The organism is Salinicola sp. DM10 (assembly GCF_017306975.2).
GTDB lineage: Bacteria > Pseudomonadota > Gammaproteobacteria > Pseudomonadales > Halomonadaceae > Salinicola.
In genome coordinates this window covers 47,732-62,176 of sequence record NZ_JAFLEN020000007.1, presented here as the reverse complement: position 1 = coordinate 62,176, position 14,445 = coordinate 47,732, and the positions used below count along the sequence as shown (strand labels likewise).

Annotated in this window: 13 protein-coding genes; 4 read left to right on the top strand and 9 right to left on the bottom strand. The window is 68.3% G+C overall.

The features are described from left to right. Positions 1–292 precede the first annotated feature (292 nt). Positions 293–2,344 (top strand): OPT family oligopeptide transporter, encoded by a 2,052-nt coding sequence (locus tag J0A90_RS17645; protein WP_207037164.1) that lies wholly within the window; start codon positions 293–295, stop codon positions 2,342–2,344. Between the two features lie 19 nt (positions 2,345–2,363). On the opposite strand, the gene J0A90_RS17640 is transcribed toward J0A90_RS17645, so the two are convergent. Beyond that, positions 2,364–3,236 carry an SMP-30/gluconolactonase/LRE family protein gene (locus J0A90_RS17640; RefSeq protein ID WP_207037165.1) on the bottom strand — a complete coding sequence of 291 codons (873 nt, stop codon included), beginning with the start codon at positions 3,234–3,236 and terminating at the stop codon, positions 2,364–2,366. 205 nt (positions 3,237–3,441) lie between these two features. Here J0A90_RS17640 and J0A90_RS17635 point away from each other — a divergent pair, with 205 nt between their 5' ends. Beyond that, on the top strand, positions 3,442–4,320 hold the full coding sequence (locus J0A90_RS17635) for a sugar nucleotide-binding protein (protein ID WP_233076903.1): 879 nt from the start codon (positions 3,442–3,444) through the stop codon (positions 4,318–4,320). Continuing rightward, positions 4,317–5,075 (top strand): 1-acyl-sn-glycerol-3-phosphate acyltransferase, encoded by a 759-nt coding sequence (locus J0A90_RS17630; RefSeq protein WP_207037167.1) that lies wholly within the window; start codon positions 4,317–4,319, stop codon positions 5,073–5,075. Before J0A90_RS17635 ends, J0A90_RS17630 begins: the two co-directional genes overlap by 4 nt. Before the next feature lie 227 nt (positions 5,076–5,302). On the opposite strand, the gene fabB is transcribed toward J0A90_RS17630, so the two are convergent. Together fabB and fabA are read right to left on the bottom strand one after the other, a co-directional pair. Beyond that, positions 5,303–6,520 (bottom strand): beta-ketoacyl-ACP synthase I, encoded by a 1,218-nt coding sequence (gene fabB, locus J0A90_RS17625; RefSeq protein WP_035470410.1) that lies wholly within the window; start codon positions 6,518–6,520, stop codon positions 5,303–5,305. A 13-nt stretch (positions 6,521–6,533) separates the two neighbouring features. Beyond that, entirely contained in the window at positions 6,534–7,049 is a 516-nt protein-coding gene (gene fabA / locus J0A90_RS17620; protein WP_035470411.1) for a 3-hydroxyacyl-[acyl-carrier-protein] dehydratase FabA, read from the bottom strand. A 266-nt stretch (positions 7,050–7,315) separates the two neighbouring features. Between fabA and J0A90_RS17615 the strand changes: the two genes are divergently transcribed. After that, positions 7,316–9,148 carry a bifunctional diguanylate cyclase/phosphodiesterase gene (locus tag J0A90_RS17615; protein WP_207037168.1) on the top strand — a complete coding sequence of 611 codons (1,833 nt, stop codon included), beginning with the start codon at positions 7,316–7,318 and terminating at the stop codon, positions 9,146–9,148. Here J0A90_RS17615 and J0A90_RS17610 read toward each other — a convergent pair. The 6 genes from J0A90_RS17610 to J0A90_RS17585 form a co-directional block, all read right to left on the bottom strand. Then, positions 9,139–9,633: a DUF2878 domain-containing protein gene (locus J0A90_RS17610; protein ID WP_207037169.1), complete on the bottom strand. Its 495-nt coding sequence runs from the start codon at positions 9,631–9,633 to the stop codon at positions 9,139–9,141. The two genes, J0A90_RS17615 and J0A90_RS17610, sit on opposite strands and share 10 nt — an antisense overlap. Positions 9,634–9,655: 22 nt before the next feature. After that, positions 9,656–10,936: a cyclopropane-fatty-acyl-phospholipid synthase family protein gene (locus J0A90_RS17605; RefSeq protein WP_207037170.1), complete on the bottom strand. Its 1,281-nt coding sequence runs from the start codon at positions 10,934–10,936 to the stop codon at positions 9,656–9,658. Further along, positions 10,933–11,742 carry a DUF1365 domain-containing protein gene (locus J0A90_RS17600; protein WP_207037171.1) on the bottom strand — a complete coding sequence of 270 codons (810 nt, stop codon included), beginning with the start codon at positions 11,740–11,742 and terminating at the stop codon, positions 10,933–10,935. The genes J0A90_RS17605 and J0A90_RS17600 overlap by 4 nt, the downstream gene beginning before the upstream one ends. Then, a complete protein-coding gene (locus J0A90_RS17595) occupies positions 11,742–13,088 on the bottom strand; it encodes an NAD(P)/FAD-dependent oxidoreductase (protein WP_207037172.1) in 1,347 nt (448 codons plus the stop codon). The genes J0A90_RS17600 and J0A90_RS17595 overlap by 1 nt, the downstream gene beginning before the upstream one ends. Continuing rightward, the gene (locus J0A90_RS17590; RefSeq protein ID WP_207037173.1) at positions 13,085–13,876 is read right to left on the bottom strand and encodes an SDR family oxidoreductase; all 792 of its coding nucleotides are present in this window, start codon (positions 13,874–13,876) and stop codon (positions 13,085–13,087) included. Before J0A90_RS17590 ends, J0A90_RS17595 begins: the two co-directional genes overlap by 4 nt. Positions 13,877–13,945: 69 nt before the next feature. Next, entirely contained in the window at positions 13,946–14,389 is a 444-nt protein-coding gene (locus J0A90_RS17585; RefSeq protein ID WP_207037174.1) for a nuclear transport factor 2 family protein, read from the bottom strand. Between the last annotated feature and the right edge of the window lie 56 nt (positions 14,390–14,445).

Sequence of the window (14,445 nt, the reverse complement as noted above, 5' to 3'; positions counted from 1 at the left end):
CGCGGCACGCAATGACCCCGCCTCGGCGGGGTTTTTTATGGCCGCCGTCCCTGGCGGCCACCCTTCGGGCCGTCGCTGCGCGACGTGCAAAACCGCTCCCGGCGGTTTTTGTGATGGCCGCCGTCCCTGGCGGCCACCCTCACCTTCCCGTTCGCGCGGCTCGACGCCCCGTGGACGGCGGATTAGAATGGCCGGTTCGATAGCCTTCTAATGATCATCCCGGTGCCGATGCCCGTGTCGCCGCCAGGCTGGGCCCGACGGGCCCGGTCTTCCAGCTCGAGAGTCTCTTGTCATGTCACACCGGATACCCGACGCCGTCAGGCTGCCCGAACTGACGCTGCGTGGCGTCCTGCTGGGTGCTGCCATCACCCTGCTGTTCACCGCCTCCAACGTCTATCTAGGGCTCAAGGTGGGCCTCACCTTCGCCTCGGCGATTCCCGCGGCGGTGATCTCGATGGCGGTGCTCTGCCGCCTGCCCGGCGCCAACAAGCTCGAGAACAACATGGTGCAGACCCAGGCCTCGGCGGCGGGCACCCTCTCGGCGATCATCTTCGTGCTGCCGGGGCTGTTGATGATCGGCTACTGGCAAGGCTTTCCGTTCTGGCAGACCTCGGCGATCTGCGCCATCGGCGGCATTCTGGGAGTGCTCTACACCATTCCGCTGCGCCGGGTGATGGTGGTGCAGAGCGATCTGCCCTATCCCGAAGGCATCGCCGCGGCCGAAATCCTCGAGGTCGGCAGCCAGGCGACCCAGCGTGACGCAGCGGCGTCGGAGAGCACTCGGCACGAGAAGACGGGGGCCGGCGAGATCGCCCTCGGCGCCGGTGTGGCGGCGGCGTTTGCCTTTGCCAGCGGCGGGCTGCGGCTGCTGGCGGAGAGCATCAGCGTGTGGTTCGCGGTGGGGCGCAGTGCCGTCCAGCTCGCCACCGGCTTCTCGCTGGCGCTGGTCGGGGCCGGCTATCTGGTGGGGATCGTCGGCGGCATTGCGATGCTGATCGGCACGCTGATCGCCTGGGGCGTCGCCGTCCCCTGGCTCACCGCGATCACGCCGGCGGCGGGGCAGGGTCTGGCGGCGGCGGGGATGGCGCTATGGTCGGAGAAGGTGCGCTTCATCGGCGCCGGTACCATCGGCATCGCCGCGCTGTGGACCCTGGCGACGCTGTTCAAGCCGATGCTCCAGGGCATCCGTGCCTCCTTCGGGGCGATGCATGGTGGCAGCGAGGCGCGTCCGCCGCGCACCGAGCGCGACCTGCCCGCCGGCCTGCTGCTGGGGCTGACCGCCGTGCTGCTGGTGCTGTTGACGCTGGTGTTCGCGCACTTTCTGCACCAGGCGGCGCCGACGCTGGGGGCGGCACCGCTATGGACGCTGACGCTGGGCTGCGTGCTGTTCGCCGGCGTGTTCGGTTTTCTGATCGCCGCCGCCTGCGGCTACATGGCGGGCTTGGTGGGGTCGTCGAGCAGCCCGATCTCGGGCATCGGCATCGTCGCGGTGATCCTCGTCTCGCTGATGCTGCTGGGCTTCGACGCCGTCAGCGATGCCCTCGCCAGCCTCGACCCGGCGGTCGCCCAGCGCCTGCCGACGGCGCTGGCGCTGTTCGTCACCTCGGTGATCCTGGCGGTGGCGGCGATCGCCAATGACAATCTGCAGGATCTCAAGACCGGCTATCTGGTCGGGGCCACGCCGTGGCGCCAGCAGGTGGCGCTGATCATCGGCTGCGTGGTCGGTGCGCTGGTGATCCCGCCGGTGCTCTCGCTGCTCTACCACGCCTACGGCTTCGCCGGCGCCATGCCGCGGCCGGGCATGGACCCGTCCCAGGCGCTGGGGGCGCCGCAGGCCTCCTTGATGACCGCGATCGTGCGCGGTGTCTTCGATCACGATCTCGAGTGGGGCATGCTCGGCATCGGCCTGGCCCTGGGGGCGGCGCTGATCGGCATCGACGAGCTGCTGCGCCGGCGCGGCGGCAGCGCACGGCTACCGGTGCTGGCGGTGGGGATCGGCATCTACCTGCCGCCGAGCATCATCATGCCGCTGGTGATCGGTGCCGTGATCGGCTGGCTGATCGAACGGCGCCTGCGTGCCCGCGCCCGGGCCAAGAGCGTCGAGCTGGCGGTCTATGCCGAGCGCCCACGCCGGCGCGCGGTGCTGCTCGCCTCGGGGCTGATCGTCGGCGAGAGTCTGGTCGGTGTCCTGCTGGCCGGGGTGATCGGGCTGAGCGGCTCGCCGGCACCGCTGGCACTGGTCGGTGCCGGGTTCGACGGCACCGCCCAGTGGCTGGGTTTGGCGGTCTTCGTCGTGGTCTGCCTCGGCTTCTATCGCCGCGTGCTGCGTCCGCTGGGCGCCTGAGGGTGGCGCCCGGGGCGGGTCATATCGGCAGTGAGAGCGGCGTCGGCGCGCTACCGCCGATCTCGACCGGGATCTCGAACAGCGCTCCGGCGAGCGGCTCGTCGGCACAGCCCACCGCCGCCGAGGTGACGAACAAGCGCTCGAACGCCTCGCCGCCGAAGGCGCAGGAGGTGGGCCGCGATACCGGCAGCGCGACCTCGCGGTCGAGGCTGCCGTCGGGGTGATAGCGGGCCACGCGCCGGCCATCCCAGAGCGCCAGCCACAGGCCGCCCTCGCGGTCGCAGGTCATGCCGTCGGGGTAGCCGCTGCCGGGGGCGAGACGAATGTGCTCACGCTTGCGCGAGAGCTCGCCCGAGTCGCTCAGATCGAAGGCGAAGACGGTCTGGCGGGCGCTGTCGTTATGATAGAGTGTGGCCCCGTCGGGTGAGATCGCCGGGCCGTTGGTGATGTGGTAGTCGCGGTCCATCTCGACCACGCCGCGGCCATCGAGGCGATAGAGATAGCCGCCGGCGTGGACTTCGGCCGCGTCCATCGAGCCGAACCAGAGCCTGCCGTGGCCGTCGCTCTTGGCGTCGTTGAGGCGATCCCCATCCGGCAGCCACTCGATCGGCGTCAGCCGCTTGCCCGGGCGCGGCCCCTGCTCGAGATCGAAGTCGAGCTCGACCACGCCGGAGCGCAGCCCGGCGACGAAGCCGCCGGTATCGCGCGGCAGCAGCCAGCAGCACGCCTCGTCCAGCGTCCAGCTGCGCCGGGTGCCGTCCGCCGGGCGCCAGGCGTGAAGGCGGGCTCCGAGAATATCGACGAACAGCAGCGCGCCGTGGGCCGGCGACCAGACGGGACCTTCACCCAGTTGGGCGTTGACTTCCCACAGCGCGGTGGCGTCTCGGGACATGGGGTTCTCCTGTCGAGGGGCGGTGGTCTCCAGCATAGCCCGAGTCGGCCCTGGGAGCGCCGCGGATTTCCGCGCGGCGAGCCGACACAGATCAAGGAGAGAACAGCGTGGAAGCTATCCAGATGGGCACTATCGGGCCGCACGTCATCGCGTCACCAGCCATCGATTCGTCGGTCATCGCGTCACTAGTCATCGAGGTAACCGCGTGAAGTGCCTGATCGCCCACCCCCGTCACTGTCTCGGCGTGGCGCTGACGCGTCTCGCCGAGAGCCGCAGCGACATCACCTTCGCCCCGCTCGAGCGGCTACCGGATGCGGCCACGCTCGCCGCGCTGGCGCCGGCGGCGGTGATCGTGCCGCCGCTGTCGGACCCGGGGCAGGCCGAACCGGCCGAGGTCTACGCCCACTGCGATCATCTCGAGGCGCTGATCGATCTGTGCCGACAGCAGCAGATCGCGTTGATCTGGTGCGTCTCGGATACGCTGTTCGAGGATGGCGCCGACACCCCGATCGACGAGACCGCGATGCCCGCGCCACGCGACGAGACCCTGCGCCGGCTGGTCACCGCCGGTGAGCGGCTGCGCCGTCATCCGCGCCACCTGGTACTGCGCCTGGGGCCGCTGTTCGGGCTCGACGGCGAGGATAGCTGGCTCGGCCCGCTGATCGCGGCACTCCAGGGCGGCGAGACGATCCGCTCGGCCCAGGACCTGATCGTCTGCCCGACCTCGGTCAGCGCGGTGGCGCGGGCGCTGTGCGGCATCCTGCTGCAGCTCGACAGCGGCGCCGGCGCCTGGGGCACCTATCACCTCTGCGGGGTCGAGCCGATCAGCCGCTATACCTTCGTCTCGGTGGTCAAGATGCAGCTGGCGACCCGCCTGGAAGGCGTCGGCCAGACCGCCGCGCTGGGCGAGCTCAAGGCGCTCAATCAGCACCACGATACGCCGCTGCGGCGGGTGCTCGACTGCCGCCGCTTGCTCGACGTGTTCGGCATCCACCAGAAGGCGTGGCGGGTAGAACTCGGGCTGATGCTGGATAGCTGGTGTCAGCAGCACTACGGAAGCCAAGAAGCGGTGGCCGAGACATGAACGTGATACGCAGTCTGCTCTTCTACGCCGGCTATTTTCTGGCGATTCTGGTCTCGGGGCTATTGATGCTGCCGCTGGGGCTGATGCTGCCGCTGCGTGGCCGCTTTCGCCTGTTCAACTGCCACAATCGCTTCATCATGCGCTGGCTGTCGCTGACCTGTGGCGTGCGCTATCGCATCGAAGGGCGCGAACGCGTGCCCGAGGGGCCCTGTGTGGTGCTGGCCAACCACCAGAGCGAGTGGGAGACGGTTTATCTGCAGCTACTCAAGACGCCGATCTGTACGGTGCTCAAGAAGGAGCTGCTGAGCATTCCGCTGTTCGGCTGGGGGGTACGATTGCTCAAGCCGATCCCGCTGGATCGTTCCAAACCGTCCACCGCCATGCGTCAGGTGCTCTCCCACGGCAAGCAGCGGCTGGACGAGGGGCTTTCGGTGCTGATCTTCCCCGAAGGCACGCGGGTGGCACCGGGGCAGCGGCGGCGCTTCAACAAGAGCGGTGCGGTGATCGCCTGTCGCGCCGGCGTGCCGGTGCTGCCGGTGGCGCACAATGCCGGCGAGCGCTGGGGGCGTCACTGGGTCAAGCAGCCCGGCGAGCTGCGGGTGGTGGTGGGCGAGCCGATCGCCACCGAAGGGCGCACACCGGATGCCGTGCTGGCGGATGTGGAGCAGTGGATCGAAGCGCGGCTGGGCGAGATCTCCGAGGTGCCGCGGCCACCGCAGGGGGTGCAGGAGGCGCCCACCAAGCTGCCCTCCTGAGCGCGTCTCCCACGCCAGCCAGCCTGACGGCAGATGGGGCAGGGCAGCGCCGCGGCTACGGGAGAGGACCGGTTACGAGAGAGGCCTGTCATGAGAGAGGCCTGTCATGAGAGAGGCCTGTCATGAGAGAGGCCTGTCATGAGAGAGGCCTGTCATGAGAGTACCGGCCACGAAAAAGGCGCCCCGCGGGGCGCCTTTTTGCGTTCGAGCTCACAGCGGCCTTGGGTTCAGCCGTCGTAGCGGTCGAACACCAGGCAAGCATTGGTGCCGCCGAAGCCGAAGCTGTTGGAGAGCACGCGCTTGATGTCGACGTCGTCGCGGCGCTGGCGCACGATATCGAAACCGCTGGCCTGCTCATCGAGATTGTCGATGTTGGCCGAGGCGCACAGGAAGCGGTTTTCCATCATCAGCAGCGAGTAGATCGCTTCCTGGACCCCGGTGGCACCCAGCGAGTGGCCGGTGAGCGACTTGGTCGAACTCATCGCCGGCGTGGTGTCGCCGAACACGTCACGGATCGCCTTGAGCTCGGCGACATCGCCCACCGGCGTCGAGGTGCCGTGGGTGTTGATGTAGTCGACGCTGCCGTCGAGGCCGGCGAGCGCCTGGCGCATGCAGCGCGCCGCGCCTTCACCCGAGGGGGCGACCATGTCGTGGCCGTCGGAGGTGGCACCGTAGCCGGTGATCTCGGCGTAGATCTTGGCACCGCGCGCTTTGGCGTGCTCCAGCTCCTCGACCACCAGCATGCCGCCACCGCCGGCGATGATGAAGCCGTCGCGATCGGTGTCGTAGGGGCGCGAGGCTTTTTCCGGCGTGTCGTTGTAGCCGGTGCTCAGCGCACCCATGGCGTCGAACAGGCACGACAGCGTCCAGTGCTCCTCCTCGCCGCCACCGGCGAAGACCACATCCTGCTTGCCCAACTGGATCTGCTCCACCGCGCTGCCGATGCAGTGCGCGGAAGTGGCGCAGGCCGAGGAGATCGAGTAGTTGATCCCCTTGATCTGGAACGGCGTCGCCAGGCATGCCGAGACGGTGCTGCCCATGGTCCGGGTGACACGATAGGGGCCGACACGGCGCAGGCCCTTCTGGCGCATGATGTCCGCCGCTTCGACCTGGTTGGCGCTGGAGGCGCCGCCGGAGCCGGCGATCAAGCCGGTGCGCGGATTCGAGATGGCATCGGCGGCCAGGCCCGAGTCGTCGATCGCCTGCTGCATGGCGATATAGGCATAGGCCGCGGCGTCGCCCATGAAGCGCAGCTGCTTACGGTCGACGAGCGCGTCGATGTCGATCTCCACGCTCCCCGCCACCTGACTGCGGAAACCGAGCTCGGCGTATTCCGGCTTGTAGCGAATGCCGGAGCGTCCCTGGCGCAGAGCATCCAGTACCTGCCGGGCGTCATTGCCCAGACAGGACACGATACCCAGTCCGGTGACTACCACTCGTTTCATGGAAGCCTCCCGCTCAGAAAGTCTCAGTGTTGGTGAAAAGGCCGACGCGCAGATCCTTGGCCTGGTAGATGTCCTTGCCGTCCACCGCCAGGGTGCCGTCGGCGATACCCAGGACCAGGCGACGCGTGATCACGCGCTTGATCTCGATGTGATAGGAGACCTTGCCGGCGTCGGGCAGGATCTGGCCCGAGAACTTGACCTCGCCGCAACCCAGTGCCCGACCGCGACCCGGATTGCCCAGCCAGCCGAGGTGAAAGCCGACCAGCTGCCACATGGCGTCGAGTCCGAGGCAGCCCGGCATCACCGGATCACCGGGGAAATGGCACTGGAAGAACCACAGGTCGGGGTGGATATCCAACTCGGCGATGATCTCGCCCTTGTGGTACTTGCCGCCATCCTCGTTGATCTGCGTGATGCGATCGAGCATCAGCATGTTGGGGGCGGGGAGCTGGGCGTTGCCGGGGCCGAACAGTTCCCCCCGGCTGCATTTCAGCAGATCGTCGTGGCTGAAAGAGTGCTGTCTGGTCACTAGATCGTTCCGAGAATCGAAAAAGAGTTTGCCCCATGGGTTGCGAGGCGGGGCCAGTCTAATGGCTGTGGGCAGCGAATGCACGTGGCCCAAAGGCTAGTCTTGTGCGCTTTTACGTGCAATTGCGGCCTGCCAGGCGCCCCGCGCGAAAGGGGGCGCCGGCCGCGCTTGCCCTGGCGCGCGCCGAGGGGGCATGATGCGAGGCGGGAGCGATTGGGTGAGTATCGACCTGAGTCGATTCGTATAACGACCATAACCGAAGATCTATGTGGCCTTCTTTTTCGCTGAATCGACCGCTGGTCTGGCTGGGACTCGCGGCGCTGGCCGCTGCCAGCCTGTTGCCTTTTCTGATGCTTCGCCTCGCGGCGCTGGCGCTGGTCGTGGTCGGCTTGGCCGATGGCTGGCGCCAGATCCGTCTCGAGCATCAGCGCCGCCGGCTCAGCGAGCAGGCGCTCGAACTCTCCCAGGACGGCATCATGATCACCAATGCCGCCAATCGTCTGATCACCATCAATCCCGCCTTCACCCAGATCACCGGCTATACCCTCGACGAGATCGAGGGGCTCGACCCCTCTGCGCTCTCCTCTGGGCGCCATGACAAGGCCTTCTACGAGCGCTACTGGCAGACCCTCGCTGCCACCGGGCGCTGGGAGGGCGAAATCTGGAACCAGCGCAAGCACGGCGACCAGTACCCCGAGTGGTTGCGTGTGCGCGCCTGCCACGACAGCAAGGGGCGGGTGTCGCACTACGTCGGTCTGTTCACCGACATCAGCCGGCACAAGGCGCGCGAACAGGATTTGCGCCGGATCGGCTTCGAAGACCCGCTGACCGGGCTGCCCAATCGGCGGCGGCTGCACGATCTGCTCGCTTCCCGGCTGCGTCATCTGCGCGCCGGTGAGGGGCTGGACCTGGCGCTGATCGATATCGACGGCTTCAAGGCGATCAACGACGGCCTCGGCGTGGACAGCGGCGACCGTCTGCTGGCGCGCTTCGGCCAGCGGCTGGCGGCGCAGGTCGCCGGGGGCATCGTGGGGCGGCTCGGCGGTGACGAGTTCATGGTGATCCGGACCACCACCTTCGACGATCATGAAAAGTGGGTGGCGGGGTTGCGCCACCACCTCAGCGAGCCGTTCGAGATCGACGACAACACCCTGCGCCTGGGGTTGACCATCGGCAGCTGCCGCGCGCCGGAGGATGGCAAGGAGGCGGGGGTGCTGTTCCAGCGACTGGAATCGGCGCTCTATAGCGCCAAGCGCCATGGCCGCAACCACGATCGCCGCTTTCGCCCGTCGCTCGAGGTCGAGGGTGACCGCCAACTGGCGATCATCAACGAGCTGCGTCAGGCGCTGGCGCAGAACGAACAGTTGGAGGTCTATTACCAGACCCAGCATCGTCTCGACGATGGTGAGCTGATCGGCATGGAAGCGCTGCTGCGCTGGCATCATCCCCAGGAGGGCATGATTCCCCCCGGCGACTTCATTCCGCTGGCGGAGCGTCATGGGTTGATGCCGGCGCTGGGGGCTTGGGTCATCGACCAGGCGGTGGCGCAGCTCGCCAACTGGCGCGATCAGGGGCTGACGGTGGTGCCGGTATGGGTCAACATCTCCGCCCTACAGCTGATCCAAGGCGATCTCGAGTCGCGTCTGATCTCGACTTTGAGCCAGTACCGGGTGGCGCCGAGTTATCTCGGTCTCGAGCTCACCGAGTCGGTGCTGCTCGACGAGCGCGCCGGTGATATCTCGCCGCGGCTCGAAGCGCTGCGGCGCGAAGGGCTGCAGATCGCGATCGACGATTTCGGCACCGGCTACTCCTCGATGGCCTATCTCAAGCGGCTACCGATCGACAAGCTCAAGCTCGACCGCGAGTTCATCCGCGCGCTGCCGCATGACCACGCCGATGCGGCGATCACCTCGGCGGTGCTGGCGATGGCCCAGGGGCTCAACCTCGACGTGATCGCCGAGGGCGTGGAGACCGAGGCCCAGCGCAGCTTCCTGATGGCGCGTGGCTGCCGTCACGTGCAGGGCTTCCTCTATGCCCGCCCGCAGCCAGCCGGTGCTGTAGCCCAGCGCTTGAAGCCGGCCAGTGCGACCTACGCCTGAGCCGGGCCTGTACCGCCCAACCGCCAGCTGACCGCGACGCACAGCCCCGCCCACACCAACGCTTCCACGATCAGTGCCCAGGTGGCGATCTCTGCTCCGGCCAGCGCTGCCCCAGAGAGATAGCTCAGTGGCCCGCCCACGGCACCGCACACGAGCGCCAGCCAGCGATGCGGCCACAGCCACGCCAGACAGTGGTGCAGGGTGGTGGCGAACAGCGGCCACAGCGCCCACAGCCACAGTGGCCAGCCCGTGGTCAGGCGGATGCCGCCCAGGGCCACCAGGCTGCCGTCCACCACTACCCCGAGTAGCGCAAAGCCCAGCCACCAGCGCCATTCGCCGGGGCGCGCCAGCCAGCGCCAGTGGGCGCTCACAATCAGACCCAGGGCGAGCAGTGCCGGCAGCGAGCCGCCCAGCACGCAGACGAACCAGCCGACCTGAAAGGCCAGCGCGTTGAGCACCAGAGCGAGTGGGCGGCGCTGGCTCATGGCTGTGCTACCGACGGGCGACTCACGGCTGCCCGCTGAGTGGCGCCCGGCGTGCGCCGGGCTTGGCCAGCAGCAGGTGGCAGGTGCCGATGGCGCGCTCGACGAAGCCGCCCTCGCAGTAGCACAGGTAGTAGCGCCACATGCGGATGAAGCGTTCGTCGTAGCCCAGTTCGCGCACCCGTTCGAGGCTTGCCTCGAAGCGCTGGCGCCACTCGCGCAGGGTGCGGGCGTAGTGCAGGCCGATCTCGTCCAGGTCTAGCAGGTTGAGCTGAGTGTGGCGGCTCAGCGCGCTGAGGATGGCGGTGTGCGAGGGCAGAAAGCCGCCGGGGAAGATGTAGCGCTTGATGAAGTCCATTTCGCGCTTGGCCGCTTCGAAGCGCTGATCGCGGATGGTGATGCACTGCAGCAGGGCCAGGCCATCGTCGGTGAGCAGACGGTCGACGCAGCCGAGATAGGTATCGAGATACTGATGCCCCACCGCCTCGACCATCTCCACCGAGACCAGGCGGTCGTAGCGCCCGGTGAGTGCGCGGTAATCCTCGCGCAGCAGGGTGATCTGCGACTCCAGCCCGGCCTCGCGCACGCGCTCGGCGGTGTAGGCGTACTGGGCCTCGGAGATGGTGGTGGTGGTCACCCGGCAGCCGCGGGTGCGCGCGGCATGGATCGCCAGGCCGCCCCAGCCGGTGCCGATCTCGAGCAGGTGGTGGTGGGGTTCGACCGCGAGCTTGTCGAGAATGAGATCGAGCTTGTGGGTCGAGGCCTCCTCCAGGGTCGCCGCCGGATGCGGGAAGACGGCGCTGGAGTACATCCAGTGGTCGCGGTCGAGGAACGTCGCGAACAGCGCGTTGCCGAGATCGTAATGCGCGGCGATATGCCGTCGTGCGCGCGTACTGGTGTTGCGCTGCAGGGCGTAGAGCGCGGCCAGCGCCCAGCGGCTGAAGCGTGCGGTGCCGTTCTCCATGCCGGCATTGACGCGTTCGACGTTGCGCGCGAACAGGCGTACCAGCCCCACCAGGTCGTCGACCTCCCACTCGCCGTCCATGTAGGACTCGGCCACGCCGACGGTGCCACCGAGGGCGAAACGCCGCCACACCACGGCGCTGTGCACGTGCACGCAGAGCGTCAGGGTGTCGGCCGCGGCAGGATCACCGCGTCCCAGACGGTGTCGCTGGCCGCCTTCGTGGAGTGTGATCACGCCGCCGTCGAGCGCGTCCAGCGCCTTCAGGATGCGCGGCCGCAGCCAGCGCGACAGACGCGGCGCGTCGCGGCGCCGGTCGACGGTCGAGGAGGGGGCGGTGGTCATGGTGAATTCTGCTCTCGTCCTGGGTGGTCGTGGATGGGCGTGCGCTTGAGCCACAGCCTGAGCGCCTGCCAGTGGATCGCGGCGATGGTCTTCAGCGTCATCAGCGGATGGCGCAGCAGCTCGCCGACCAGTGCGCGCCGGGTCGCCGGTGCCAGGCTCAGGGTCAGGGTGGCGTCGAAATGCCGGGCCGCTTCGGCCCAGGTCTCCATGTGCATCAGCAGGCGCTCATCGGGGCGGTTGAAGCGCCAGCGGTAGGTCATCGCCATCGGGTTGAACGGCGATACGTGCAGGCGCTTGGCGAACTGCGCCTGGCACAGGTGGCGTGTATCGTCGACCCGGCAGGCGTAGACCTGACGCTCGCCCCAGGGCGTGTTGGTGACCTCGCCGAGCACCGCACGCAGGCGCTCGTCGCGATCGTAGACGTAATAGAGCGTCAGCGGATTGAACAGCACCCCGAACAGCCGCAACTGGGTCAGCATGCGAATCGGGCCGTCCGTGATCTCATCCAGCTCTTCGCCCATCTCTTTGCCCAGTTCTTCGCCCAGTTCTTCGCGTAGCCGCTGGCGCACGGCCGCCGCCAGCGGCAGCGCGTGCGGCGCCAGGTAATCCTCGCGGCGAAAGCGCGCCGGGGCGTAGCGCCGGGTGCCGAAGCCAGGGGTACGGGCCAGCAGTGCCGGCAGTTCGTCGAGATCGAGCCACAGCATCCACACCCGGTAGTCGAAACGGTGCTGGGTGGGGACGAAACGGCGGTGGCGCAGCTGCCCGGTGGCGAGCCGGCTGTGCCAGCGGCGCGGGGCGGACGCCATCAGGCCACCTCGCTACCGACAGGGGGGGCGGCGCTCGACGCAGGAGCGGCGCCGCCGTCGATCGCCTGGGCCACACGCCAGGCGCTCCACACCCCATCCTCGTGGAAGCCGTTGCGCCAGTAGGCGCCGCAGAAGTGGGTCCGGCGCGCCGTCTGGGATATCTCGGCGAAGCGTGTCTGGGCGTGCTGGGCGGCCAGGGTGAACTGCGGATGGGCGTAGTCGAAGCGCGCCAGGATCTGCGCCGGATCGATCCGCGCCTCGTCGTTGAGCGTGACGCAGAAGGTGGTCTCGCTCTTCAGCCGCTGGAGAATGTTCATGTTGTAGGTCACCGGCACGCAGGCCTCGGCATCGCGACCGTCGAGGCGGTAGTTCCAGCTCGCCCAGGCGCGGCGCCGGCGTGGCAGCAGACGGGTATCGGTGTGCAGCACCACGCGGTTGCTGGCATAGCCGATGGCACCAAGAATCTCGCGTTCGGCGGCGGTGGCCGTCTCGCCCAGCATCGCCAGCGCTTGATCGCTGTGGCAGGCGAGTACCACCTGATCGAAGCGCGCCTCGCCTTGGGGGCTGGTCAGCGTCACGCCGTCGGCATCGCGGTGCAGCGCGGTCACCGGGCTTCGCAGATGGACCCGCTCGCGGTAGGGCGCGACCAGCGGTTCGATATAGCGCCGCGAGCCGCCGCTGATGGTGTACCACTGCGGGCGGTCGTTGACCGACAGCAGGCCGTGGTGATGAAAGAAGCGAATGAAGAAGCGCGCGGGAAAGGCGCGCATGCCGGACTCGCTGGCGGACCAGATCGCCCCGCCCATGGGCAGCAGGTAGCGGCGGCGGAAGTCCTCACCGTAGCCGCCGGTCTCGAGGTACTCGTCCAGGCTCAGCTCGGGGGGCAGGCGGTCCTGCTCGAAATCGCGGATAGCACGCCGATTGAAGCGCAGAATGTCCGCCAGCATGCGATGAAAGCGCGGGCGCAGCAGGTTGCGCCGCTGGGCGAACAGGGTGGCCAGGGTGTGACCGTTGTACTCGAAGTCGCGCCCGCTCTCGTGCACCGAAAAGCTCATCTCGGTGGGCTGGGCGGCCACGCCGAGCGAGGCCAGCAGCGCCTGGAAGTGGGGGTAGGTGCGATCGTTGAAGACGATGAACCCGGTGTCGATGGCGTATTCGCGCCCGGCGTGCTCGACGTCGACGGTGGCGGTGTGTCCACCCAGGCGCTCACCGGCTTCGTAGAGCGTCACCTGGTGGCGCCGCGATAGATAGTGGGCCGCGGCCATGCCGGCGATGCCGCCGCCGATCACGGCGATACGCTGCCCCGCCGGGCCAGGCGATGCGGTTGGGGTATCCAGCTCGCTCATGCCGCCTCTCCGCCACGCCCGCGGCCGGCGATACGCAGGCCGCAGCGGCGCCGCAGGGCCGGCGGCAGCACGCCCAGCGCCTTGACCAGATAGGTGAAGCGGCGCGGGAAGTGAATGTCCAGGCGCCGTTTGGCCAGCCCCTCGACGATGTACTCGGCGGCGCGCTCGGCGCTGATCTGCATCGGCATCGAGAAGTCGTTGCGTGCGGTCAGCGGCGTCTCGACGAAGCCCGGGTGGATCACGCTGACATCGATGCCTTCCGCGGCCAGATCGAGGCGCAGCGACTCCAGGAAGTGCGAGATCGCCGCCTTGGAGGCGCCATAGGCCTCGGCGCGCGGCAGCGGCAGATAGGCGGAAGCGCTGGAGACCGCGGCGAGCAGCGGCGCCTGGGTGCGCCCCTCGGCACGTCGCAGCAGCGGCAGCGCGGCGTCGATGGCGTAGAGGGTGCCCTGGAAGTTGGTGGCGAAGACGCGCTCGACCAGCTCGACATCGAACTTGCGCACATCGACATATTCGCAGGTGCCGGCGTTGAGCAGGGCGATGTCGAGCCCACCGAAGGCCTCGTCGATCGCCGCGCCGGCGCGCCGGGTCGCGGCGCGATCGGTGAGGTCGGCGGGCACCACCAGGGCATTGGGATAACCCGCGGCCAGCGCCTGGAGCGCCTCTTCACGGCGCGCGGTGAGCGCCACCCGGTGGCCGTCGGCGAGCAGGCGCTTGGCCAGCGTCTCGCCGATGCCGGAGGTGGCGCCGGTCAACCAGATGCGTTGGGTTCCGGGTAGGCTGGCCATGGTCTCTCCCTGCTCTCTTCAATCATCGATGTCGCACCGGTGCGACGCTCTCGCCTGGTACCGGCGAGTCTAGAGGCGCTGTTTGATCCGGCGCACGACCCAGCCGATCAGCGGCAGCTGCTCGTAGAGCATCTCGCCGACGTCATAGTAGTCGCGATGGCGGCATACCCGCTGATCGCGCCAGGTGAGGTGTGAACACCCGGCCACGCTCAAGGTACGTCCGCCGCGCACGCTTGGATGCGCATAGTGCATCGTCCACTCGAGAAAACAGCGCTGGTCCAGCACGTGCTGCTGGTGAAAGTCGAAGTGACAGTGGCTGACTTCGGTCATCAGCTCGCGGTAGTAAGCCATGACCGCACGCCGGCCGACGTGGTGATGCAGGGGGTCGGTGAAGTCAATGTCGTCGCTGTAGCACTCGGCGAGTGCCGTCAGCCCCTCCTGGGTCAGCGGCTGGAACAGGCCGCGAAAGTGAGCGATCGCTTCGGCGCTGGCGCCGGCAGGTGTTGCGGTCATGACACGCTCCCGGTGGGTGGCAAAGCCGGCCTCAGGCGCGCCGGGTGCCGCCGAAG

Coding starts and splice junctions, on each gene's coding strand:
- J0A90_RS17645 (WP_207037164.1), top strand. CDS start 293: ATGTCACACCGGATACCCGACGCCGTCAGGCTGCCCGAACTGACGCTG.
- J0A90_RS17640 (WP_207037165.1), bottom strand. CDS start 3,236: ATGTCCCGAGACGCCACCGCGCTGTGGGAAGTCAACGCCCAACTGGGT.
- J0A90_RS17630 (WP_207037167.1), top strand. CDS start 4,317: ATGAACGTGATACGCAGTCTGCTCTTCTACGCCGGCTATTTTCTGGCG.
- fabB (WP_035470410.1), bottom strand. CDS start 6,520: ATGAAACGAGTGGTAGTCACCGGACTGGGTATCGTGTCCTGTCTGGGC.
- J0A90_RS17615 (WP_207037168.1), top strand. CDS start 7,316: ATGTGGCCTTCTTTTTCGCTGAATCGACCGCTGGTCTGGCTGGGACTC.
- J0A90_RS17610 (WP_207037169.1), bottom strand. CDS start 9,633: ATGAGCCAGCGCCGCCCACTCGCTCTGGTGCTCAACGCGCTGGCCTTT.
- J0A90_RS17605 (WP_207037170.1), bottom strand. CDS start 10,936: ATGACCACCGCCCCCTCCTCGACCGTCGACCGGCGCCGCGACGCGCCG.
- J0A90_RS17600 (WP_207037171.1), bottom strand. CDS start 11,742: ATGGCGTCCGCCCCGCGCCGCTGGCACAGCCGGCTCGCCACCGGGCAG.
- J0A90_RS17595 (WP_207037172.1), bottom strand. CDS start 13,088: ATGAGCGAGCTGGATACCCCAACCGCATCGCCTGGCCCGGCGGGGCAG.
- J0A90_RS17590 (WP_207037173.1), bottom strand. CDS start 13,876: ATGGCCAGCCTACCCGGAACCCAACGCATCTGGTTGACCGGCGCCACC.
- J0A90_RS17585 (WP_207037174.1), bottom strand. CDS start 14,389: ATGACCGCAACACCTGCCGGCGCCAGCGCCGAAGCGATCGCTCACTTT.